20 protein-coding genes, 1 tRNA gene and 1 pseudogene are annotated in these 21,532 nt (G+C 67.1%); 11 read left to right on the top strand and 11 right to left on the bottom strand.

Annotated elements, in window-relative coordinates; all coding sequences use genetic code 11:
• Positions 1-1,344, bottom strand: coding sequence for a glycosyltransferase family 4 protein (locus AC1DFU_RS17735; protein WP_441590657.1), 1,344 nt, complete (start codon positions 1,342-1,344; stop codon positions 1-3).
• Between AC1DFU_RS17735 and AC1DFU_RS17730 the strand changes: the two genes are divergently transcribed.
• From AC1DFU_RS17730 to AC1DFU_RS17710, 5 genes are all read left to right on the top strand, one after another.
• Entirely contained in the window at positions 1,343-2,728 is a 1,386-nt protein-coding gene (locus AC1DFU_RS17730; RefSeq protein ID WP_092290587.1) for a phosphomannomutase/phosphoglucomutase, read from the top strand. The two genes, AC1DFU_RS17735 and AC1DFU_RS17730, sit on opposite strands and share 2 nt — an antisense overlap.
• Complete coding sequence (waaC, locus tag AC1DFU_RS17725; protein WP_441590655.1) at positions 2,709-3,809, top strand: lipopolysaccharide heptosyltransferase I; 1,101 nt, start codon at positions 2,709-2,711, stop codon at positions 3,807-3,809. Before AC1DFU_RS17730 ends, waaC begins: the two co-directional genes overlap by 20 nt.
• Positions 3,809-5,083, top strand: coding sequence for a lipid IV(A) 3-deoxy-D-manno-octulosonic acid transferase (gene waaA / locus AC1DFU_RS17720; protein WP_441590653.1), 1,275 nt, complete (start codon positions 3,809-3,811; stop codon positions 5,081-5,083). The genes waaC and waaA overlap by 1 nt, the downstream gene beginning before the upstream one ends.
• 116 nt (positions 5,084-5,199) lie before the next feature.
• On the top strand, positions 5,200-5,997 hold the full coding sequence (locus tag AC1DFU_RS17715) for a DUF4377 domain-containing protein (protein WP_441590753.1): 798 nt from the start codon (positions 5,200-5,202) through the stop codon (positions 5,995-5,997).
• 266 nt (positions 5,998-6,263) lie between these two features.
• Positions 6,264-7,388 (top strand): O-antigen ligase family protein, encoded by a 1,125-nt coding sequence (locus AC1DFU_RS17710; RefSeq protein WP_441590651.1) that lies wholly within the window; start codon positions 6,264-6,266, stop codon positions 7,386-7,388.
• On the opposite strand, the gene AC1DFU_RS17705 is transcribed toward AC1DFU_RS17710, so the two are convergent.
• The 4 genes from AC1DFU_RS17705 to AC1DFU_RS17690 form a co-directional block, all read right to left on the bottom strand.
• Complete coding sequence (locus tag AC1DFU_RS17705; protein ID WP_441590649.1) at positions 7,372-8,859, bottom strand: TolC family outer membrane protein; 1,488 nt, start codon at positions 8,857-8,859, stop codon at positions 7,372-7,374. The two genes, AC1DFU_RS17710 and AC1DFU_RS17705, sit on opposite strands and share 17 nt — an antisense overlap.
• Before the next feature lie 136 nt (positions 8,860-8,995).
• Positions 8,996-9,319 (bottom strand): rhodanese-like domain-containing protein, encoded by a 324-nt coding sequence (locus AC1DFU_RS17700; RefSeq protein ID WP_092290575.1) that lies wholly within the window; start codon positions 9,317-9,319, stop codon positions 8,996-8,998.
• A gap of 16 nt (positions 9,320-9,335) precedes the next feature.
• Complete coding sequence (locus tag AC1DFU_RS17695; RefSeq protein WP_092290573.1) at positions 9,336-9,989, bottom strand: protein-L-isoaspartate O-methyltransferase family protein; 654 nt, start codon at positions 9,987-9,989, stop codon at positions 9,336-9,338.
• Positions 9,990-10,125: 136 nt separating this feature from the next.
• Entirely contained in the window at positions 10,126-10,884 is a 759-nt protein-coding gene (locus AC1DFU_RS17690; protein WP_441590647.1) for a TetR/AcrR family transcriptional regulator, read from the bottom strand.
• Positions 10,885-11,132: 248 nt separating this feature from the next.
• Between AC1DFU_RS17690 and AC1DFU_RS17685 the strand changes: the two genes are divergently transcribed.
• The 3 genes from AC1DFU_RS17685 to AC1DFU_RS17675 all read left to right on the top strand — a co-directional run bounded on the left by AC1DFU_RS17685 (position 11,133) and on the right by AC1DFU_RS17675 (position 12,991).
• A complete protein-coding gene (locus AC1DFU_RS17685; RefSeq protein WP_441590645.1) occupies positions 11,133-11,420 on the top strand; it encodes a YkgJ family cysteine cluster protein in 288 nt (95 codons plus the stop codon).
• 39 nt (positions 11,421-11,459) lie between these two features.
• Positions 11,460-12,029 (top strand): DUF1439 domain-containing protein, encoded by a 570-nt coding sequence (locus AC1DFU_RS17680; RefSeq protein ID WP_092290567.1) that lies wholly within the window; start codon positions 11,460-11,462, stop codon positions 12,027-12,029.
• A gap of 80 nt (positions 12,030-12,109) precedes the next feature.
• Positions 12,110-12,991, top strand: a complete 882-nt coding sequence (locus AC1DFU_RS17675; protein WP_441590643.1) for an undecaprenyl-diphosphate phosphatase — start codon at positions 12,110-12,112, stop codon at positions 12,989-12,991.
• 74 nt (positions 12,992-13,065) lie between these two features.
• On the opposite strand, the gene trmB is transcribed toward AC1DFU_RS17675, so the two are convergent.
• Together trmB and AC1DFU_RS17665 are read right to left on the bottom strand one after the other, a co-directional pair.
• Positions 13,066-13,833, bottom strand: coding sequence for a tRNA (guanosine(46)-N7)-methyltransferase TrmB (gene trmB, locus AC1DFU_RS17670; protein ID WP_092290563.1), 768 nt, complete (start codon positions 13,831-13,833; stop codon positions 13,066-13,068).
• 76 nt (positions 13,834-13,909) lie between these two features.
• Positions 13,910-13,984 (bottom strand) — tRNA-Gly (locus AC1DFU_RS17665).
• Between the two features lie 155 nt (positions 13,985-14,139).
• Here AC1DFU_RS17665 and AC1DFU_RS17660 point away from each other — a divergent pair.
• Positions 14,140-14,529: a DUF5594 family protein gene (locus AC1DFU_RS17660; RefSeq protein ID WP_092290561.1), complete on the top strand. Its 390-nt coding sequence runs from the start codon at positions 14,140-14,142 to the stop codon at positions 14,527-14,529.
• 13 nt (positions 14,530-14,542) lie between these two features.
• Here the strand turns inward: AC1DFU_RS17660 and AC1DFU_RS17655 are convergent, their stop codons facing one another.
• Positions 14,543-15,436 (bottom strand): aldose epimerase family protein, encoded by an 894-nt coding sequence (locus AC1DFU_RS17655; protein ID WP_092290559.1) that lies wholly within the window; start codon positions 15,434-15,436, stop codon positions 14,543-14,545.
• A gap of 64 nt (positions 15,437-15,500) precedes the next feature.
• Between AC1DFU_RS17655 and AC1DFU_RS17650 the strand changes: the two are divergent.
• Positions 15,501-15,629: pseudogene (locus AC1DFU_RS17650) on the top strand (cupin domain-containing protein); the annotation flags it as partial.
• 21 nt (positions 15,630-15,650) lie between these two features.
• Here the strand turns inward: AC1DFU_RS17650 and AC1DFU_RS17645 are convergent.
• Complete coding sequence (locus AC1DFU_RS17645; RefSeq protein ID WP_092290557.1) at positions 15,651-16,865, bottom strand: polyhydroxyalkanoate depolymerase; 1,215 nt, start codon at positions 16,863-16,865, stop codon at positions 15,651-15,653.
• Between the two features lie 299 nt (positions 16,866-17,164).
• Here AC1DFU_RS17645 and AC1DFU_RS17640 point away from each other — a divergent pair, with 299 nt between their 5' ends.
• Complete coding sequence (locus AC1DFU_RS17640) at positions 17,165-17,821, top strand: glutathione S-transferase family protein (protein ID WP_092290555.1); 657 nt, start codon at positions 17,165-17,167, stop codon at positions 17,819-17,821.
• Between the two features lie 24 nt (positions 17,822-17,845).
• Here AC1DFU_RS17640 and AC1DFU_RS17635 read toward each other — a convergent pair whose 3' ends face one another.
• A complete protein-coding gene (locus AC1DFU_RS17635) occupies positions 17,846-19,846 on the bottom strand; it encodes an acetoacetate--CoA ligase (protein ID WP_441590640.1) in 2,001 nt (666 codons plus the stop codon).
• Between the two features lie 120 nt (positions 19,847-19,966).
• Complete coding sequence (ubiD, locus tag AC1DFU_RS17630) at positions 19,967-21,517, bottom strand: 4-hydroxy-3-polyprenylbenzoate decarboxylase (protein ID WP_092290551.1); 1,551 nt, start codon at positions 21,515-21,517, stop codon at positions 19,967-19,969.
• Positions 21,518-21,532: the final 15 nt, after the last annotated feature.

The raw sequence follows: 21,532 nt of genomic DNA, 5'->3' as shown, positions 1-21,532 counted from the left end.
TCAGGCACGCTCCGTGGGCATGGGCTCGCTCACCCGCCGACCAAGCGCCTGCCGATAGACCGCCCACGTGGCGTCCGCCATGGGGCCAATCCCGAACGCCTGCTCCCATCGGGCGCGAGACAGCCGGCCGAGGGCGGCGCGGCGCGCGCTGTCGCCTGCGAGCATCGACAGATGTCGGGCCAGCGTGGCCTCATCGCCCTCAGCCACGAGCAGCGCGTCTGGCATGTCGCCAAATTGCTCACGGATGCCGGGCAAGTCCGACGCCACCACCGGCAGGCCTGCCCGCATCGCTTCCAGTACAGAAAGCGGCAAGCCTTCGTGGTCGGAGGCCAGTACGAAGACCTGCGCCGAAGCGAGCAGGGCGGGGATGTCGGCGACATTGCCCGGCAGGCGTACCCGGCCGGGCGCGACGGCGTCGGCCAACGTCTGCATGGCGCCGCGCATCGGTCCCGCGCCGGCGATCACGAGTTCGCAATCGCCCAGCTTCGCCTGCCCGAAGGCCCGGATGACCGTATCGGGCCGCTTCGGCGCGGCCAGTCGCGCCACCATCACGATCCGCGTGAGCTGCGCTGCCGGCTGCGCCCGCGCGGCGTCGTCGGGGATACCGTTGTGAATCACGCTGATACGTGACGCGGGGATCGGCAGGCTGCGCGCCAGTTCTCGCTCCGCATCCGCCACGCAGATCAGGCGCGCGGCCAGCGGTGCCAGGCACCATTCGGCAACGCGCGATGCCAACCGGCGTGCCAGCGGCGCGGCGGGTTTGAATCCGAAACCGTGTACCGTGTAGACGACCGGGATGCCGAGCAGCCACCCGGCCAGCCTGCCGAGCGCGCCGGCCTTGGCGCTGTGCACGTGAATCAGGTCGGGTGCGGCATGGCGCAGCGCGGCCATCAGTTCGCGCAGGGTCTTCAGGGCGCGCAGCGGCGACATGGCGTTGTCGAGCAGGGCCAGCCGCGCCGTCTGTGCCCCGGCGGCCTGCGCGGTGGCGAAGAGTGGTCCCTCACCGCCCGCCAGCACCGTGGCGTCGATGCGGCCCCGCAGCGCACGCACGAGGTCGGCGACGTGCGATTGGGCGCCGCCGATCTCGGAATTGGTGATGACAAAGGCGACGCGAGGCCGGGAAGGAGGCAAGTTCTGCACGAACGCGGAAGAGAGTTGGATGGGCGGCACGGAATCGCGCGAGAAATGCCGGTTTGCAGACGGTTTGCGGGTAGCCCGGTGATTATAAACTGGCGCGGTTTGCACAATCCGGCAAAATACACCTTTTTGGCGCCCTGCCCGCGCCCCGCCCAGGCCAGTCTCCGGGCGGTATCGCACCATGAACTCGTACACGGGAAGCCACATGAAACTTGACCCCTCAATCTTCAAGGCCTATGACATCCGCGGCATCGTCGGCAAGACGTTGACGCCCGAGGTCGCCCGCCAGATCGGCCTGTCCTTTGGCTCCGCCGCCGTCGAACTTGGCGAGAAAACCGTCGTCGTGGGCCGTGACGGGCGCTTGTCCGGCCCGGATCTGCTCGGCGGACTCGTGGAAGGGCTGCGCGCTGCCGGTGTCGATGTGATCGACCTCGGCATGGTCGCCACCCCGATGGTCTACTTCGGCACCAATATCGAGCTGGATGGCCGCCGCGCCGGGTCCGGCATCATGGTCACCGGCAGCCACAATCCGCCCGACTACAACGGTTTCAAGATGGTGCTCGGCGGCAAGGCCATCTACGGCGACCAGATCCAGGCGCTGCACCAGCGCATCGAGGCCGCCAAGTACACGCAGGGCAGTGGCGGATACAAACTAGTCGATATCCGACAACAGTACCTCGACCGTATCGTCAGCGACGTCAAGCTGGCCCGCCCGATGAAAATCGCCCTGGACGCCGGTAACGGCGTGGCTGGCGCCTTCGTCGGCGACCTGTTCCGGGGGCTTGGCTGCGAGGTCGTCGAGCTGTTTTGCGATGTCGACGGCCATTTCCCGAACCACCATCCGGACCCGGCCCACGTCGAGAACCTGCAGGACCTGATGCAGTGCCTGCGCGACACCGACTGCGAGCTGGGCCTGGCCTTCGACGGCGACGGCGACCGCCTCGGCGTGGTCACCAAGGACGGCGAGGTCATCTTTCCGGACCGCCAGCTGATGCTGTTCGCCGAGGAAATCCTCTCGCGCAACCCGGGCGCGCAGGTCATCTACGACGTCAAGTGCACCGGCAAGCTGGCGCCATGGATTCGCGACCACGGCGGCGAGCCGCTGATGTGGAAGACCGGCCATTCGCTGGTCAAGGCCAAGCTCAAGGAAACCGGCGCGCCGATCGCCGGGGAGATGAGCGGCCACGTGTTCTTCAAGGACCGCTGGTACGGTTTCGACGATGGCCTCTACACGGGCGCGCGCCTGCTGGAAATCCTGTCGCGCCACGCCGACCCGAGCGCCGTGCTGAACGCGCTGCCGAACTCCAACTGCACGCCCGAATTGCAACTGAAGTGTGCCGAAGGCGAGGCGTTCACGCTGCTCGACAAGATCCGCGCCAATGCGAAGTTCGAGGGCGCGCGCGAAGTCATCACGATCGACGGCGTGCGCGTGGAGTACCCCGATGGCTTCGGCCTGGCGCGTCCGTCCAACACCACGCCGGTGGTTGTCATGCGTTTCGAAGCCGATAACGATGCCGCGCTGGCGCGCATCCAGGCCGAGTTCAAGCGCGTGATCCTGGCCGAGAAGCCGGATGCAAAGCTCCCGTTCTGAAGTGGGGCAGCCGGCCGGCGCCGCAACGTCGAACCAGGCCGCGCCGCTCGCCGTGGCCGCGCCGTTCGCGTTGCCGGCCCCGCCGCGCATCCTGGTCGTCAAGGTCTCGTCGCTGGGCGATGTGGTGCACAACATGCCCCTCATCCACGACCTGCGCGCGCGCTGGCCCGATGCCGAGATCGACTGGGTGGTGGAAGAGGGCTATGTCGATCTGGTGCGGCTGCTGCCGGACGTCCACCGCGTGATTCCGTTCGCGCTGCGGCGCTGGCGCAAGCGGTTCTGGCAGGGCGATACCTGGGCCGAAGTCGGCGCGCTGCGCGACGCGATCCGGGCGCGGCCCTATGACGCGGTGCTGGAGACCCAGGGCCTGCTGAAGACCGCCATCGTGGCGCGCACCGCCGCGCGCACGGCCGGGGCGCCCGTGATCGGGCTCGGCAATGCCACGCAGGGTTCCGGCTACGAGCCGGCATCGCGCCTGTTCTATACCGCGCCAGTCAAGGTGCCGCGCCAGACCCATTCGGTGCGGCGCTCGCGTCTGCTTGGTGCCGCGCTCACGGGTGGCACGCCACCGGAGCCGCCGCGCTTCTTCGGTCCTGCGGTGACCTCGCTGCATGTCGATGATCCGCTCTGGGCCGGGCTGCCGCCTCGGTACGCGGTCTGTTTCCATGCCACGGCCGGCGCGAAGAAGCGCTGGCCCGTGGCGAACTGGCATGCCCTCGGTCAGAAGTTGCATGCCGAGGGCCTGACCGTGCTGCTGCCCTGGGGCAGCGAATCCGAACGCCGCGATGCCGAGGCGCTCGCCGCCGGCATGCCCGGCGCGCAGGTGCTGCCGCGCTTCTCGGTCATGCAGGGCTTTGGCCTGATCAATCGGGCCGAAGTGGTCATCGGCGTGGACACCGGCCTGGTGCATATCGCCGCTGCGCTGTGCCGGCCCACTGTCGAGATCTACACCGCCACCTGGCGCTGGAAGACCGAGGGCTACTGGTCCGACCGCATCGCCAATGTGGGCGACGACGGCATCGTGCCGTCCGTCGACGAGGTCTACGCCGCCGCCGCGCGGGTACGCGGAGTGCCTGCCTGATGCTTCGTCTGGTTTACACGTTGCTGTGGGGGGTGATCCTCCCACTGGCGCTGCTGCGTCTGGTCTGGCGGTCGCGCAAGGAACCTGGCTATCGCCGCCACATCGGGGAGCGGCTTGGCCGATATGGCGGGCTGCCGGCCAACGGGCCGTGGCTCTGGGTTCATGCGGTGTCCGTCGGCGAGACGCGCGCCGCGCAGCCGCTGCTCGACGCCTTGCTGGCCGCGTATCCCCGCCATCGTATTTTGCTGACCCATATGACGCCGACCGGCCGCCAGACTGGCCAGCAGCTCTATGGCGACAACCCACGCGTGCAGCAGTGCTACCTGCCGTACGACGTGCCGGCGCTGGTGCGCCGCTTCCTCGCGTATTTCCGGCCCGAGGCAGGGCTGATCATGGAGACCGAGGTTTGGCCCAATCTGGTCCACGTCACGCGCCGGGTGGGTGTGCCGCTGTTCCTGGTCAATGCCCGACTGTCGCCGCGCAGCTATCGACGGACGGCGCGCTTCGGCGGCGCGGCGGCCTCGCTATATAACGATTTCACGGCGGTGCTGGCCCAGACGGCTGGCGATGCCGAGCGCTATCGCGCGCTCGGCGTGAAAGCCGTGCAGGTGACTGGCAATCTCAAGTTCGACATGCAGCCGCCGGAGGCCGGCGTCATGCGGGGCCAGACCCTGCGCCGGGCGTTCGGCGCCCGCCACGTGCTGGCCGCCGCGAGCACGCGTGAAGGGGAGGAGCCGCTGATCCTGGAGGCCTTCGCGCGCTGGCCCGGCGCGGCGCGTCCCGCGCTGCTGCTGGTGCCGCGCCATCCGCAGCGGTTCGACGAGGTAGCTGCGCTGGCCACGCGTGCCGGCTTCAGCGTGCAGCGCCGCAGCCAGCTGGATGTGGACGCCCTTGACGCACCGATCACAGCTGACATCGTGCTCGGCGACTCCATGGGCGAGATGGCGATGTACTACGCCGCTTCGGATATTGCCTATATCGGCGGCAGCCTGATCCCGCTCGGCGGACAGAATCTGATCGAGTCCTGCGCCGTCGGCACGCCGGTGCTGATGGGCCTGCACACGTTCAACTTCGCCCAGGCCACCGAGGATGCCATCGCCGCCGGCGCCTGCCTGCGCGTGGCCGACGCCGACGCCCTGATGGCCGCCGCCTCGGCCGTGCTGGCCGACGAAGCGCGTCTGGCCGACATGCGTGCCCATGCGCTGACGTTCGCCGGCTTGCATCGGGGTGCCACGCAGCGCACTTTGGCAGCCGTCGCGCCAGTGTTGCGCTGACATACAGGCGCCACGCGGGCGTCTACACTGGTTGCATAGTGAGGAAAAGTGCGACATCCGCCTCTTTATCGTGGCATGCGCAACCAGGAGCTCGATCGATGCAACATCCCTTCTCCATGCGTGGTGTTTTCGCCACATTGATGCTGGCCGCCGTGGCGGCGGTGGCGGGCTGCGCCACCGGCCCGGCGCCCGACCAGCCCTCGGCCAGCGCCAGCCTCAACGAAACCCGCTCCGGCGGGCCGAGCCGCTGGGAACTGATCCGCTGGCAGAACGCCGATGGCACCGTCCGTGACATTCCGCATGGCGACAACGGCCAGCCGGTCATCTTCGAATTCAATGACGGCATTGATGCCTCCCAAGGCACCGTGAGCGGCACCAGCGGCTGTAACCGCTTCACCGGCGGCTATGGCAAGACCAGCGCCGGCATCCGCTTCGATCGCATCGCCGGCACGCGGATGGCCTGCACGGGCGTGCGGATGGAGGTGGAGGGCGCGCTGCTGAAGGCCATGCACTCGCCCTTTACGACGGTCGGCACGCAGCCGTCCGCCGGCGCCACGGGGCGCCAGATCATCTGGAAGACGGCTGACGGCGATCTGTTGCAATTCGTCGAACGGGAAGGCGTGGGCCGGCGCGGCGCCAAGGCGGACGCCGCAGCGGGGCACGAGAAGATCGTCTATATCGACTCCCAGCGCGTGGAGTGCTCGGGCGTGGGCCGCATGCAGTGCTACCGCTGGCGCGAAGCGCCCGATGCCCCGTGGCAGCTATGGTACGGGCCGATCGAGGGGCTGGACTTCGAATCCGGCGTGAGCTACAAGCTGCGCGTGCGCGAGTACCAGGTGCCGAATCCGCCAGCCGACGCGTCGGCCATCCGCTGGCAACTGTTGAGCGTGGAGGAGCGCAAGCGTGGGGGTTGACCTGGTCGATCGTTTAGAATGCCGGGCTATCTCTAGCGCACGGACGCCGGCCGTATTGCCGTCTCAAACAAGCTGATATGTCTTTCCCCAAACATTGGGTGTCCTCCCTGGCGGACCTCCTGGTATTCGTGTTTCCGGTGTTGATCCTGTGTGTACCGCGCGGAGCCGGGGTATTTCTGGCCGGGGTTGGCGTGCTGGCCTTGCTGGGATGGGATGAGATGGGGCGCGCGTGGCGGCAACACGTCACAATTTTGCGGCCGTTGGCGATGTCAGTGCTCGCCTTCATCGGCGTCTATGTGGTGTCGAAGTTTCTCCACAACACGCCGTGGGATGTGATCGACAATCCCTCCCGCACCCTGCTTTCCGTACTCGCCTGCTGGGTGATCTTTCGCGCCGCGCCGAATCCGGCGTTGTTGTGGCGGGGTATCACCATCGGGCTGTTCCTGGCCCTGCTGATCGTTACTTACCAGAAGATCCAGTTGGACCTGGACCGGCCTTCCGCGTGGACCCAGGCGATTGCCTTCGCCAATATGGTCGCGGCGCTGGCGCTCGTGGGGTTCGCGCGCCCGGGGGACTCCCGCCGCGTGCATGCCGAGGCGTGGTTCAACGTCCTCTGCGCGCTGCCCATCCTGGTGATGAACGGTACCCGTGGCGCGATGATCGGCATGCTGGTCACGCTCTTCCCGCTACTGCTGGTCCGCTATCGTCGCTTTAGCGCACGGATGTTCATGTTTGCGCTGGGCGGCATTGCCGCGCTGCTCATCGGCTTGTATCAGATTCCGGGCAGCCCGGTGGCGAAACGGGTGGATCTGGCGGTCAAGGAGGTTCAGCAGTTCCAGCAGGGCAACGTGGAATCGTCGGTCGGCGCCCGGCTGATGATGTGGAAGGTGGGCATGCAGTACTTCGTCGAGCACCCGTGGACGGGCGCCGGCGTGGGGCAGTTTGCGCGGGTTCTTCGCGCGGACCCCTACTGCGAGCAGCGGCGGGAGTCCGCAGCATGCGGACTGGAGCACGCGCACAATGATCTGGTCGAAGCGGCCGCCACTACTGGTATTCCCGGGGTGCTGGCCACGCTGACCCTGTTTCTGGTGCCGGCCGGCCTGTTCTGGCGAGCATTGCGCACCTGCCATGCCGACAATAACTATGCGGGAGTGAGCCTGGGCGGCGCGGGATTGGCCGTCGTGATGGCGTCGCTGATTTCGGGCCTGACGCAGGTGACGACCGCCCACCAGGCCAACGTGGTGTTCTACGCAGGCGCCATTGGCATGCTGCTGGGGCTGGCGGGGCGCGAAGCCTGGGCCACCCGGCTCTCCAATGCGGCGACACCCTCCGGCCAGCCGAAGGCGGCCTCGTCACCGGGCGAGTCGCACGCCGTCAGGATCGTGGCGTAGCCCCCGGAATCGGGCTTTCGCGCCGGCCCTGCTCGGCGCGCTTGCGGTCCGGAGCGGGCAGCGGCGCCGACCCCACCCGCGCCTTCTCCGGCAGCTTGTACATCGTGCCCGGCACCGACGTCAGCAGCGTATTGATCTGCACGACGTCTTCCTCGCTGAGCACCGCCGTCGATGCCTTCAAGCGCAGCCCGTTCATGATCGTGTCGTAGCGGGCCTTGGCCAGGTCGCGGCGGGTCGAGAACAGTTGCGCCTCGGCATTCAGCACATCGATATTGATGCGCACACCCACCTCGTAGCCCAGCTGGTTCGATTCCACCGCGCTCTGCGCCGAGCGTTCGGCCGCTTCGAGCGCCTTGACCTGGGCCAGCCCGTTGGACACCCCCGAGTACGTCTGCCGCGCAGTCTGCGCAGCCGTGCGGCGCGCGAATTCGAGGTCGCTGGCGGCCTTGTCGGCCAGCGCCAGCGTCTCCCGCACGCGCGACTGGATCTGTCCGCCGGCGTAGATCGGAATGCTCAGTTGCACGCCCACCACGCCCGAGTTGTAGCGGCTGCCGACATTGCTGAGCTGGGTCGCCGTGCCCTGCGCATTGGTATAGCCATACGACGCGACGAGGTCGACGGACGGCAGGTGGCCGGCCCGGGCCTTGTTCGATTCCCGCTGGGCGGTCTCGAGGTTGTAGCCGGCAACGCCGACCTGAAGATTGGTCTGCTCCGCCTGCGAGGCCCAGGCGTTCACGTCGGCGGGCATCGGGCCCGGAATGGCGGCCTCGGCGCGCAGCCCCATCAATTCGTCGACCGGCTTGCCAGTGATCTGCTGCAACGACGCGCGTGCCACTTCGAGCGCGCTACGGGCCGAAATCTCGGTGGCCGTGGCCAGGTCGTACCGCGCCTGGGCGTCGTTGGCATCGGTAATGGTGGCCGTGCCCACCTCGAAATTGCGCTTGGCCTGCTCGAGCTGCTCGCCGATGGCCTTCTTCTGGGCGCCGGCCAGGTACAGGTTGTCCTGCGCGGCCAGCACGTCGAAATAGGCCTGGGAGGCCCGCGTGATCAGGTCGAGCTGCGCCTGCTGGAACGTGACTTCGCCGGCCAGCGTGGCCAGTTCGCCCTGCTTGTACGTTTCCCAGCGATCCCAGCGGAACAGCGGCTGCGTCAGTTGCAGCGCCCAGGTGTTGGCGTTGAAGTAGCGCGTGACGTCCACGGGCGAGCTGTAGTCGGCCATGGTGCGCTGCACGCCCGCCGTGCCAAGCACCTGCGGCAGCAGGCCGGCGCGTGCCTGGGGCAGGCGCTCGCGCGTGGCCAGCAGTTGTGAGCGGGCGCTCGCGAACTGGGCGTCATTGGCTTGCGCATCGCGGTAGACCTGGAGCAGGTCCGCCCCCGCAGCGGCCGGAACATGCAGCAGGGCCAGCAGGGACACGGCGAGCGCCAGGGGTTTCCTGGCTGCACCGGGCACGGCGAGAAGCGCGAAACTCATGACATCTCCAGCTCGGCCAGCGCGCGCGCGGCCATCGTTCTTGTTGGTCTACGGGTGATACTGCTGAGGCGAGCGACTTCGGGACTTCGGGATTCAGCGTGACGGCGGGGCCCGGACATCGCCCGGGCCGCCTCCCTCAATACTGCGGAACGGACGGGTCCACCTGCGTGGACCACGCGTGGATGCCGCCAGTCAGGTTGTAGACGTTGGCGTAGCCCTGGCGCTCCAGGAAGCTGGCCACCTGCATGCTGCGCGCACCGTGGTGGCAGATGCAGACGATCTGCGCTTCATCGTCGAGTTCGCCGAGGCGGGCCGGGATCTGGCCCATCGGGATGTGGGTGATGCCGGGCATCGCGGCGGTGCGGATCTCGAGATCCTCGCGCACATCGAGCAGCACCGGCTTGGCGCGGCCGGCGTCAGCCAGCCATTGCGCGAGTTCGGGGGCAGTAATGACCTGCATGGCGGCTCCCGGCGGCTCAGAACTGGAACCGCGACGGCTGGGCAGCGCCTTGCAGCGGCTTGACCAGCGTCTCGAACAGGTTCACCGACTGGTAGCCGGATTCCGAGGTGCGCGTGATGATGCGCGCTTCCATCACCGGCGCGTCACCGACGATGACCGCGATGCGGCCGCCCACCTTGACCTGCGACAGCAGCGCCTGCGGAATCTCGGGCACCGAGCCCGACACGCAGATCACATCGTACGGCGCGGCGGCAGCCCAGCCCTCGGCGCCATTGCCTTCGGCCACTTCGGCGTTGCTCACGCCGGCGGCGGCCAGGTTCTGCCGGGCCAGTTCGGCCAGCTCGGGCACGATTTCCACGGTCAGCACGTGGCGGGCGCGGTTGGCCAGCAGGGCGGCCATGTAGCCGGAGCCGGCGCCGATTTCCAGAACATTCTCATGCTTGCGCACGTTCAGGTCCTGCAGCAGACGGGCTTCCACGCGCGGGGCCAGCATGTTCTGGCCGGCCGGCAGCGGGATCTCCATGTCGACGAAAGCCAGCGCGGCGTATGCCTGCGGCACGAACTGCTCGCGCTTGACCACGGCCAGCAGGTCCAGGATTTCCTGGTCCAGCACGTCCCACGGACGAATTTGCTGTTCGATCATGTTGAAGCGGGCTTTTTCGAGATCCATCTTGCCTTTTCCTTCCAATTCCAGTGCTTGCGGAGAGCCCGCCATTTTACCCCTGCGGACTGCCGCAGGATGTTTACAGATTATTGGCAACGACTTGCGCGGGGCCAGTTGTTGCGCGTTGGCACAGGGCCGGCGCTCAGCTGTCCTCGCCGTCAGCCCGCTCGGCCGCCTGGGCGGCCAGCATTTCATCCCGGATCTGTTCCCAGACCCAGGGGCCGGACTTCGCCGGCAGCGGCGTGTCCCGGGCCGGGCCCGTGGTCAGGCCGAACAGCAGCATCTGGATCAACTGGTCCACGAACGCCGCCGGATCGATCTCCTGCACCGCCACCTGGCTGAACGCGCGCTGCCACAGCATCAGGAAGACCAGCGGGGCGCAGATCAGCGTGGTGGCGGGGTTTGCCGGGGTCTCACGGAACTCCCCGCGCGCCGCGCCCCGGGCCAGCACACGGGCGAACAACTCGTCGCCGGGGCCCATCACTTCGTCCTGGTAAAACTGGGCGATGTCCGGGAAATTGCCCGATTCGGCCATGATCAGCTTGGTCAGCCCGGCGGCGCGCGTGGCGCCGATCAGGCCCCACCAGCCCAGCAGCAGCTCGCGCAACAGTTCGGGCGTGGACCCTTCGTAGGTCTCGACCAGATCGATTCCCCGGGCCAGCGCCGGCACCATGTTCTCGCGCACGACGGTCTTGAACAGCTCTTCCTTGTTCGCGAAGTACAGGTAAACAGTGCCTTTCGAGACACCTGCGGCGGCGGCAACGTCCTCGAGCCGGGTCGCGGCGTAGCCGCGCTCCACGAACAATTCCAGCGCGGCCGCCACCAGCTCCTGCGGGCGCGCGGCCTTGCGCCGGTGCCACCGGCGCGCGTCGGGATCTTTCTTGGGCGAGAGTTCGGTCACAGGGCAGGGATACGCGAGACGGCGGCGCACGTCCGCGTGGCGGCGCCGCATCGAAATTAAATAACTTGTGGGTCAGTAATGTAGAGGAGCGGTCTTGAGCGGTCAAGCCAGCACCATCCCGCATTGTGACGCATCCGGCGCAGGTTGCGCTTTGTTGCAGGTTGGACGGGACGGCTCAGGCAGAATGACGCCTTTCGCGTACCTTTCCCGATGTCTTGCATGACGACATCTGCGCCTGAACCTTGAGCATGGCCTGCCAGTCTGACTTTTCCTGCCGCGATGGTTGCGGCGCCTGCTGCATCGCGCCGTCCATCACGTCGCCCCTGCCGGGCATGCCGCACGGCAAGCCGGCGGGGCAGCCCTGCGCGCAGTTGCTGCCCGACATGCGCTGCGCGGTGTTCGGCCAGTCGGAGCGCCCGGCGTTCTGCGGCGGGCTGCGCCCTTCGGCCGAGATGTGTGGCAACTCCCGCGAGGCGGCGCTCCACTGGCTGACCCGGCTCGAGGTGCTGACCGCGCCATCCACCGTTGCCGCCTGACTGGCATCAGGCCGCAGCCCGTCTTTTGGAGGTTCTACGATGATCGCGATGACACGCCGGCGCTGGCTGGCGGCCGCAGGCATCGCCACGGCAACTGCCGCCACCGCCTGGCTGGCGGCCTGCAGCGGGTTCATGAACGAATACACGTTCTCGCAAAGCCAGCTTCAGTCGGCGCTTGAACGCAAGTTTCCGTTCAACAAGCGCTATATGGAGTTGTTCGATATCCAGCTCGCCAACCCGCAGTTGGCGCTGGACCCCACGCGCAACCGCGTGACCGTGCAGTTCGACGCCACCATCGACAACCGGCTGTTCTTCCGCCAGCCGCTGACCGGCCGTTTCGCGCTGGACAGCGCGTTGCGCTACGACCCGCCGTCACACTCGCTGGTGCTACAGGACCCCGAGGTGCGCCAGTTCGACGTGCAGGGCATGCCGGCACAGTTCTCGCGTCAGCTCAATGCGCTGGGCGGGATCCTGTCCGAGCAGCTGTTGCAGGGCTACCCGCTGTATACGTTCAAGCCGGAGCAGTTGCGGCTGGCTGGCGCGCCGGCGGAGCCCGGTACAATCACGGTCCTGCCGGACGGCATCAACGTCAAGATTAATCGTCCGTAAACACGGTTTCCCAATAATAATGCCGAGGGTTCGCGCATCCCCGCGCGGACCGAACCGCGCCTGACCTCTCCTGAATCCGCATGGATATCGCACTTGCCCTGAAAGCCGTGATCCTCGGCATCGTCGAAGGACTGACCGAGTTTCTCCCCATCTCCAGTACCGGCCACCTGATTCTTGCCGGCCAGTTGCTCGATTTCAACGACGAGAAGGGCAAGATCTTCGAAATCGTGATTCAGTTCGGTGCGATTCTGGCGGTGTGCTGGGAATTCCGGCGCAGGATTGGTGCGGTGGTCAGCGGCCTGGGTTCCGATCCGAAAGCCCAGCGGTTTGCGATCAACGTCATTGTGGCCAGCGTGCCGGCCATCGTGCTGGCGCTGATCTTCGGCAAGTGGATCAAGGCCCATTTGTTCAATCCGATGAGCGTGGCCATGGCGTTTATCGTCGGCGGCGTGGTGATTTTGCTCGCCGAATGGCGCGACGCACGCCGGGGTACGGTTTCGCATCCGCAGGGCAATGCGCTGCTGGAAGCAGCCAAGGCCGGGGCGCCGCGCATCGAATCGGTGGATGACCTGAACTGGCGCGACGCGCTGAAGGTCGGCCTGGCGCAGTGCTGCGCGCTGGTGCCCGGCACGTCCCGCTCCGGCGCTACGATTATCGGCGGCATGCTGTTTGGCCTGTCGCGCCAGGTGGCGACCGAGTTCTCGTTCTTCCTGGCCATTCCGGTGATTTTCGGCGCCACGGTCTACGAGCTGTACAAGGCGCGCGCGCTGCTCTCCGCCGACGACCTGGGGATTTTCGGCATCGGCTTTGTCTTCGCGTTCCTGTCGGCGTTCCTGTGCGTGCGCTGGCTGTTGCGTTTCGTCGCCACGCACGATTTCAAGCCATTCGCGTGGTACCGGATTGTCTTCGGGATTATCGTGCTGGCCACGGCGTGGACCGGGATGGTGTCCTGGCACGCTTGAGGTAAGCGGAGCAAATAAAAAAGGCGTGGTCTCTATCGGCCACGCCTTTTTTGTTTCTGCTGGTGCCCCAGCGATCAACGCTTGCGGAACACCACGTCCCAGACGCCGTGTCCGAGCCGGACGCCGCGCTTCTCGAATTTGGTCACGGGCCGGTAATCGGGCCGCTCGGCAAAACCGCCCTCGGCCTGCGAGGTATTTTCCAGGGCCGGTTCGCCCGACAGTACTTCCACCATCTGGTAGGCATACTCCTCCCAGTCCGTGGCGCAGTGGAGATAACCACCGGGCTTCAGGCGGCTGGCCAGCAGCTTGACCAGCGGCGGCTGCACCAGCCGGCGCTTGTTGTGCTTCTTCTTGTGCCAGGGGTCGGGGAAGAAGATATGCACGCCATCGAGACAATTCTCAGTCAGCATGTGTGCGATGACCTCGACCGCATCGTGTCGCATGATGCGAACATTCTCAATGCCGCGCTCACCGGCCAGCTTCAGCAGGGCGCCAACGCCGGGCTCGTGCACCTCGCAGCCCAGGAAGTTGTCCTGCGGACGCAACTGGGCGATATGCGCGGTGGTCTCGCCCATGCCGAAGCCGATCTCGAGGATGGCCGGGCCCGAACGGCCGAAGGTGGCCGTCCAGTCGAGCGGCGTGGGCGCATAGGGCACGATGAAGCGCGGGCCAAGGTCGTCGATGGCGCGCTGCTGCCCGGTGGAGGTGCGCCCGGCGCGCCGCACGAACGAGCGGATGCGGCGTGGATGCGCAACGTCATCGCCGGGTTGGCGCGGGGCATCTGACGTGGCCTCGGCGTCGTCGGCCGGCTTCGGTTCGGTACTGGCGTCTTGGGGGAGCATGGCAACAAAAAGCCGCCGGGCGGAGTGCCGATCGGACTATCGACCGGGTGCCAGAGGCGGCTTGTTCAATCAGGGGTGGAGCGGGCGATGGGAATCGAACCCACGTCTTTAGCTTGGGAAGCTAAGGTAATGGCCATTATACGACGCCCGCAAGAAGCGCGATTCTACGCGGGAAGGGCGGACGAGCGCAAGCTGGCGGGGTGATGGCGCGATCACTACAACGGAACTCGCACAATTACGAGGCGGCCGCGCATGGGGTGCAAAGCAGGCGCAGAATAGCCGTCACGCCAAGCCCCCGCATCCGCCGTGCACCTCGCCCCCGCCCAGCGCTTCAATGCCGAATTCCTGCCGCGCATCATCGCGCGCATTCACGCGTTGTCTCGCGGCACGCTTCAGACCGAGGTGCGGCCGGCCGATCGCCCGCATCTGCCGGCCTGCCTGCGGGTCTCCGGGGCCGCGCGGGCCGGCGGCGGGCGCTATGCGCATCCGCTGGACATCACGCTGTCATGGGATGGCTACGAGGTGGAGCGGCTGTTCGAGATCGGCGGCGAAACGCGCTTTGCCGCCTACCTGGAGGCGCTGCCTGCCAAGCTCGATGCCTGGCAGGATGCCCGCCAGCTCGATCTGAACACCCGCACCCAGGCCGATCCGGCGGTCTTGATCGGCGGGCTCGATTTCGAGCATCTGGTTCGCTAGCCCGCGCGGGGGCTCAGATGACCAGCCGGCAGACGGCCGATTCGGCCTTGCCTGGCGCCAGCCACCGCAGCCCCTCTCCATGCCCGATCGCGTTGGGCAACCCCAGCCACGGCTCCACGCAGTAAAAGTCAGAATCTTCTCGCTCGGACCACGTCGTGATCGCGTGCCATGGCGCGCGCCCCGGGACATTGAGGACGAAGTCGATCTCGCGCGCCGGCATTTGCAGCCGCAACGTGCCCGGCCCGCGCAGGATGTGGAAGGTGTCCTGCAGCCGGGCGTCATCCAGTCGATAGGTGCGCTCGCCCGGTTCGGCTCCGGTCAGGCCGCCGTCCGGGGTCTGTCGCACGCGGTCTGCGGGCGGCAGGGACAGGCGGGTTGCCGATCGCTGCGTGTGAGGCAGCGCGAAGTAGAAATGATGGCCGGCGTACCACGGCAGCGGCGCCGAGCCCGTGTTCCTGACTTCTAGCTCGACCTCCAGCCCTTCGGGCACGAGCCGGTAGGTGGCCGTGAAGACAAAGGCGAACGGATAGCCCGCCTGCGTCGCCTCGGACGATGTCAGCGTCATGCTCACCGCAGACTCGGAGAAATCCGATACCTCGAACGCCATGTCGCGGGCAAAGCCGTGCTGCGGAAGCTCGCGCACCACGCCGTCGGTATCGCGCCATTTCCCTGGTTCGCCGTCGACGAAATGCCGGCCGATGAATGGGAACAGCAGCGGGTTGCCGCCGCGCACCTTGGCCACGCGGGACCAGTCGGCATCGTCTGGCCAGTAAAGGATGTCCTGGCCGCGATGGACCCATCGCACCAGCCGGCCGCCATGCGCCGGCGCCAGCAGCAGGTAGTTGTCACCCGTGCCAATGCGCACCAGATCCTGCCCTTGAAAACGTTCCATGCCGACCTGCGCCATGCGCCTGCCTCCCGCAGAAATTCGGAAAACCCCGAGGGTATCGCAACTTCCCGCCGGTATCCCTTTGGGGCGGCCCACATCGTCCCCCACAGACTTTTCTCATGTGCGCCCGCGCGACACGGCTGTTGTCGACCAGAGTTTGAGAGATTTCTTCCTCTACCGCGATCTCGGCATTGCCGATGCTACGCACGGCATTCTCGCGATTCGGCATTCGCTAATCGGCCATGTGGATCGTCTCGCGCACCAGCGGATAGACCTGCGACTCCCAGTGCTTGCCGTTGAACACGCCGTAGTGGCCCACGCCGGTCTGGATGTGATGCATCCGCATGTAGGGCCGCACGTTCGTGCACAACTCCTGCGCCGCCATGGTCTGGCCGATGGCGCAGATGTCGTCGCGCTCGCCCTCCACGGTGAGTAGCGCGGTGCGGCGGATGGCCTGCGTGGCCACGCGCCGGCCGGCCACGTCGAGCAGGCCCTGTGCGAGCAGAAATCGCTGGAATACGAGGCTCACGGTCTCAAGGTAGAACTCGGCCGTGAGGTCCATCGTGGCGAAGTACTCGGCGTAGAAGGTCTGGATGGCATCGGCCTTGTCGTGCTCGCCGCGTGCGCGCAGGTCGTAGAGATCGCGCAGGGCCTGCTCGTGGCGCTCCCGGTTCATGCTCATGAATGCGATCAACTGCACGAAGCCCGGATACACGCGGCGCGTGGCGCCCGGAAAGCGCCACGGCACGTAGCCGATCAGCGTCGATTCGAACCATTCGATGGGCCGGCTCATGGCCAACTCGTTGACCTTGGTCGGATTCACGCGCGCGTCGATCGGGCCGGCCATCAGCGTCAGGCTTGGCGGCTGCGCCGGGTCGCCGTCCTCGGCCATCAGCGCCACTGCGGCCAGCGCCGCCACCGTGGGCTGGCACACGGCCATCAGGTGGGTGTGGCCGCCCAGCGCGTGCAGGAAGGTGATCAGGTGCTGCACGTATTCATCGAAGCCAAACCGTCCGTACAGCACCGGGACGTCGCGCGGGTTGTGCCAGTCCGTAATGTAGACGTCATGGTCGCGGAGCATGGTTTCCACCGTGCCGCGCAGCAGCGTGGCGAAGTGGCCGGACATCGGCGCCACCAGCAGCACGCGCGGCTGCGCGGGTGCGCCTTCGCGGCGGAAACGCAGCAGGGTGCAAAACGGCGTGCGCGTGACGATTTCCTCGACCACCGGTACCTCGCCGCCATTCACGCGCACGCTATGGATGGCGAATGGCGGCCGGTAGTGGGTCAGGCGGGCCAGCGCCAGCACCTCGCAGGCGGCGCGGACGGATCTCAATGGTTCGCATTCGTCGGCGCCCGGATAGCCGGCGATCAACGTGGCAGCGATATCGGCCAGGGAGCAGGCCGGCTGCATCATGTCCGCGTAGGTCTGGTAGGCCTGATAGAGCATTGCTCGATTTCCTCCGCGGCATGGCGCCTCGCCTGATGTAATCGTAGTGCGCCGCAATATATATGCCACCGATAATTGAACTTGGCACGCCGCTTGCGCGTGGCGAGTGGCATGACAAGCAGGAAGGAGGGAGTGCGGCAAGGGGCGCTTCCGCAGGCCATGCGCCACATCCGGTGGCGGGATACGGCCTCGGACTGGTGCCGGGCCGCGCACCGCGCGGGTGCTTGGCGATGCGGCATCCGCCACCCATACTGCAAACGATGCATCGCGCACTGGCCCCGGGGGGCCGAGGAGGCATGATGGCGAAGACCACGCTGACCATCAGCAGCAAGACCTATTCGTCCTGGTCGCTGCGCGGCTGGCTGCTGGCCCGGTTCGCGGGCCTGGAGTTCGAGGAAGTGCTGGTGTCGCCCGAAGATCCGGCGGCGCGTGCCGAAATCCTGCTGCTGTCGCCGTCGATCCTCGTACCCTGCCTGCGCCATCAGGGCGTGACGGTCTGGGACACGCTGGCGATCGCCGAATACCTCAATGAGATTCGTCCCAAGGCGGGACTATTGCCCGACGATCTCGTCGCGCGCGCCCACTGCCGCGCCATCTGCGGCGAGATGCATTCCGGTTTCGCGGCGATGCGCGCCGCCTTGCCGATGAACCTCAAGGGGCATTTCCCCGGGCTCAAGGTCTGGTCGCGCGCCCAGGCCGACATCGACCGGATCGTCGCGATCTGGACCGAGTGCCTGACCCGCTACGGCGGCCCATTCCTGTTCGGCGAGCGCCGCACGATGGCGGACGCGATGTACGCGCCCGTGGTCACGCGCTTCGTCACCTACGGCGTGATGCTCGATCCTGAGCCGGTGGCCTACTGCAAGGCCATCCTCGCCATGCCCGAGATGCAGGAGTGGATCAGCGCCGCGCGCGAGGAGCCCGACGAGATCAGCGAACTCGATGTCGAATTCTGACCCTCTCTGATCCTTCCCCTAGACCTAGGCGGCCGCCGTCCTCGCCAGATAGGTGGCCGCGTAGGCAAAGTACCAGTCCAGGCAGTCCGGATTGGCCATCGCGTCGCGGTTGGCAATCTGCTCCGGCGGATGGCCGAGCAGCAGCTTCTTGATCGGCACCTCCATCTTCTTGCCGGACAGCGTGCGCGGCACGCCGGGCACCTGCACAATGTCATTCGGCACATGACGCGATGACAGCCCGGCGCGAATCCGCGCGCGCAGGGTATCGCGCAGCGCCTCATCGAGCACACTCCCCTCGCGCAGCACCACGAAGAGCGGCATGTACGACTCGCGGCCCAGGTATTCGAGGTCGACCACCATGCTGTCGAGCACCTCAGGCAGTTCCTCCACCACGCGGTACAGCTCGCTGGTGCCCATGCGGATGCCATGCCGGTTGATCGTGGCGTCCGAGCGGCCGTAGATGATGGCGCCCCCGCGCGGCGTGATGCGGATCCAGTCGCCGTGGCGCCAGGCGTTCGGATAGGTGTCGAAGTAGCTGTCGCGGTAGCGCTTGCCGTCGGCATCGCCCCAGAGGTAGAGCGGCATCGACGGCATCGGCTCGGTACAGACCAGCTCGCCCACCTCGTCGATCACCGCCCGGCCTTCTTCGTCGAAGGCTTCCACCTTGGCGCCCAGGCAGCGGCACTGCATCTCGCCCGCGTACACCGGTAGCAGCGGACAGCCCGCCACGAACGAGCCGGCGAAGTCGGTGCCGCCGGACATCGGCGCGAGCCAGATGTCGGCACGCACGTGGCGATAAATCCACGCATAGGCCTCTTCGGGCAGCGGCGAGCCGGTGGAGCCCAGCCCGCGCAGCCGGGACACATCGGCAAAGGCGGCCGGCTCCAGCCCGGCTTTCATGCAGTTGGTGAAAAACGCGGCGCCGGCGCCGAACATCGTCACGCGCGCGTCATCGACGAAACGCCACAGCACGCCGGCGTCCGGCCAGGCGGGGTTGCCGTCGTAGAGCGCCACGGTGGTGCCGAGCAGCAGGCCGCCCACCTGCGCGTTCCACATGATCCAGCCGCTGCTGCTGTACCAGTGGAAGACGTCGTCCGGGCCGAGGTTGTTGTGGAACGCCAGGAGCTTGAGCTGCTCGATGACGATGCCGCCGTGGCCATGGACGATCGGCTTGGGCATGCCGGTGGTGCCGGACGAGTAGACGATCCAGAGCGGATGGTCGAACGGCACCGGCTCGATCCGGAGCGGCACCGCGTGCGCCAGCACGTCCGCCCAGTCGTGGCGGCGGACCGGGCCGGTGGTGTCGATCTCACTGCCGATGGCCGGAATCAGCACGAGGTCGGTCAGCGAGGGCAGGGCGGCGACCAGATCGGCGATCACCGGCGCGCGGTCGTAGGTCTTGCCGCCGTAGTGGTAGCCGTCGACGGCAATCAGCACCTTGGGGGCGATCTGGCGGAAGCGGTCGATCACGGCCACCTGGCCCATGTCCGGCGCGCAGCCGGACCAGACCGCGCCCACGCTGGCCGTGGCCAGGAAGGCGACGATCGTCGCCGGCACGTTGGGCAGGTAGCCGGCCACGCGGTCGCCCGGCGTCACGCCCATCGCGCGCAGGGCATGGGCGAGCGAGGCGACCTGGGCTTCCAGGGCATCCCAGTTCACATCGGCCAGCGGCTGGGCTTCGCCGGCATGGCGGATGGCCGGGCGCTGGCGCGCCTCGCCGGTGCCGGCGTGGCGGAAGACCTGCTGGACGTAATTGAGCGTGGCGCCTTCGAACCAGCGCGCACCGGGCATGGTGCGGCGGTCCAGCACACGCTCGGCGGGGGTATCGAAATGGACGTCGAAGTAGACGCGGATGGCGTCCCAGAACGCCTCGATGTCGGTGACCGACCAGCGCCAGAGGCTGTCGTAGTCATCGAAGGCGAGGCCGCGCTCGCGGCGCAGCCATGTGATGAAAGCGGCCAGCTGGCTGCTCTCGGCAAAGTTGGCGGACGGCGTCCACATCAGCTTTCCGGATGCCACGGTCATGCCTGTCTCCTCCTCGACCCGTCTGCGCGGGGGGTTGGGGTGCGCCGCGGGTTTGTCGCTGGTGCGTTGACAGCAGCCGGCGCGGCGCGATGCGAGGTCACATGATAACCGTCTCCGAGATCACCTGGCGGCGCCCCCCGATTCGAACAGCGTGCCCCACATCTCGTCCACGCGCGCCTTGACGGCGGGATCCATCGAGATGGTCCGGCCCCATTCGCGTGTGGTTTCGCCGGGCCACTTGTCGGTGGCGTCGATGCCCATCTTCGAGCCCAGGCCGGAGACCGGCGAGGCGAAGTCGAGATAGTCGATGGGCGTGTTCTCGACCATCACCGTGTCGCGGCTCGGATCGACCCGGGTGGTGATGGCCCAGATGACCTCCTTCCAGTCGCGCACGTCCACATCGTCATCGACCACGACGATGAACTTCGTATACATGAACTGGCGCAGGAAGCTCCAGACCCCGAACATCACCCGTTTGGCATGGCCGGCGTACTGCTTCTTCATGCGCACCACCGCCATGCGGTAGCTGCACCCCTCGGGCGGCAGGTAGAAGTCGGTGATTTCCGGGAACTGCTTCTGGAGCAGCGGCACGAAGACCTCGTTCAGCGCCACGCCCAGCACGGCGGGCTCATCGGGCGGCTTGCCGGTGTAGGTGGAGTGGTAGATCGGGTCGCGCCGCATGGTGATGCGGTCGATCGTGAAGACCGGGAACCAGTCCTGCTCGTTGTAGTAGCCGGTGTGGTCGCCGTAGGGCCCCTCCAGCGCATGCTGGTAGCCGGACGGGTGGGCCGGATCGGGCTGGATGTGGCCTTCGAGGATGATCTCTGCCGAGGCCGGCACGGACAATTCGGACAAGGTCGGCGTCAGGCAGCCGGCCAGCGCGGTGCGGCTGCCGCGCAGCAGGCCGGCGAACTGGTATTCGGAAAGCGTGTCGGGCACCGGCGTCACGGCACCGAGGATGGTGGCCGGGTCGGCGCCCAGCGCCACGGCGATCGGGAAGGGCTTGCCGGGGTTGGCCAGCGCGTGCTCGCGGAAGTCCAGTGCGCCGCCGCGATGCGCCAGCCAGCGCATGATCACCTGATTGCGGCTGATGACCTGCTGGCGGTAGATGCCCAGGTTCTGGCGCTTCTTGTGCGGGCCCTTGGTGACCACCAGGCCCCAGGTGATCAGCGGGGCGGCGTCGCCGGGCCAGCAGGTCTGGATCGGCAGGCGGCCCAGGTCCACGTCGTTGCCTTCCCAGACGATCTCCTGGCAGGACGGGCTGCTCACGCGCTTCGGCGCCATGTCCCACACGGACTTGGCCAGCGTGAACAGCTTGCCGGCCTCGCGCAGGCCGCGCGGCGGCTCGGGTTCCTTGAGCGCCGAGAGCACGCGGCCGATGTCGCGCAAGTCCTCGAGTGAGTTCGCGCCCATGCCCATCGCCACCCTGCGTGTCGTGCCGAACAGATTGGCGAGCACCGGCACCTTATAGATAGCGTCATGGCCCGCGCCTGCATCGTTCCGAGATTGCACGCTCGGTTTCTCGAAGAGCACGGCGGGACCTTCCGCGCGCAGCAGGCGGTCGCAAATCTCCGTCATTTCGAGATTGGGCGAGACCGGCGTGGCGATCCGTTTCAGCTCGCCAAGCTGCTCCAGTTGGCCGATGAAATCGCGCAAGTCTTTGTATTGCATAGTGAAATCTGTGAA

It is taken from the genome of Cupriavidus sp. 10L45, assembly GCF_056395225.1.
Note: the sequence above shows the minus strand (reverse complement) of the source record. Positions and strands in the feature narration are given on the sequence as shown.

Excerpts from the sequence above, each read along its gene's own strand:
- AC1DFU_RS17705 (WP_441590649.1), bottom strand. The coding sequence starts at position 8,859 with ATGAGTTTCGCGCTTCTCGCCGTGCCCGGTGCAGCCAGGAAACCCCTG.
- AC1DFU_RS17700 (WP_092290575.1), bottom strand. The coding sequence starts at position 9,319 with ATGCAGGTCATTACTGCCCCCGAACTCGCGCAATGGCTGGCTGACGCC.
- waaA (WP_441590653.1), top strand. The coding sequence starts at position 3,809 with ATGCTTCGTCTGGTTTACACGTTGCTGTGGGGGGTGATCCTCCCACTG.
- AC1DFU_RS17655 (WP_092290559.1), bottom strand. The coding sequence starts at position 15,436 with ATGGCGCAGGTCGGCATGGAACGTTTTCAAGGGCAGGATCTGGTGCGC.
- AC1DFU_RS17640 (WP_092290555.1), top strand. The coding sequence starts at position 17,165 with ATGGCGAAGACCACGCTGACCATCAGCAGCAAGACCTATTCGTCCTGG.
- AC1DFU_RS17735 (WP_441590657.1), bottom strand. The coding sequence starts at position 1,344 with ATGTGGCTTCCCGTGTACGAGTTCATGGTGCGATACCGCCCGGAGACT.
- AC1DFU_RS17730 (WP_092290587.1), top strand. The coding sequence starts at position 1,343 with ATGAAACTTGACCCCTCAATCTTCAAGGCCTATGACATCCGCGGCATC.
- AC1DFU_RS17675 (WP_441590643.1), top strand. The coding sequence starts at position 12,110 with ATGGATATCGCACTTGCCCTGAAAGCCGTGATCCTCGGCATCGTCGAA.
- ubiD (WP_092290551.1), bottom strand. The coding sequence starts at position 21,517 with ATGCAATACAAAGACTTGCGCGATTTCATCGGCCAACTGGAGCAGCTT.
- AC1DFU_RS17645 (WP_092290557.1), bottom strand. The coding sequence starts at position 16,865 with ATGCTCTATCAGGCCTACCAGACCTACGCGGACATGATGCAGCCGGCC.
- AC1DFU_RS17695 (WP_092290573.1), bottom strand. The coding sequence starts at position 9,989 with ATGGATCTCGAAAAAGCCCGCTTCAACATGATCGAACAGCAAATTCGT.
- AC1DFU_RS17710 (WP_441590651.1), top strand. The coding sequence starts at position 6,264 with ATGTCAGTGCTCGCCTTCATCGGCGTCTATGTGGTGTCGAAGTTTCTC.
- AC1DFU_RS17715 (WP_441590753.1), top strand. The coding sequence starts at position 5,200 with ATGCGTGGTGTTTTCGCCACATTGATGCTGGCCGCCGTGGCGGCGGTG.
- AC1DFU_RS17635 (WP_441590640.1), bottom strand. The coding sequence starts at position 19,846 with ATGACCGTGGCATCCGGAAAGCTGATGTGGACGCCGTCCGCCAACTTT.
- AC1DFU_RS17680 (WP_092290567.1), top strand. The coding sequence starts at position 11,460 with ATGATCGCGATGACACGCCGGCGCTGGCTGGCGGCCGCAGGCATCGCC.
- trmB (WP_092290563.1), bottom strand. The coding sequence starts at position 13,833 with ATGCTCCCCCAAGACGCCAGTACCGAACCGAAGCCGGCCGACGACGCC.
- waaC (WP_441590655.1), top strand. The coding sequence starts at position 2,709 with ATGCAAAGCTCCCGTTCTGAAGTGGGGCAGCCGGCCGGCGCCGCAACG.
- AC1DFU_RS17685 (WP_441590645.1), top strand. The coding sequence starts at position 11,133 with ATGGCCTGCCAGTCTGACTTTTCCTGCCGCGATGGTTGCGGCGCCTGC.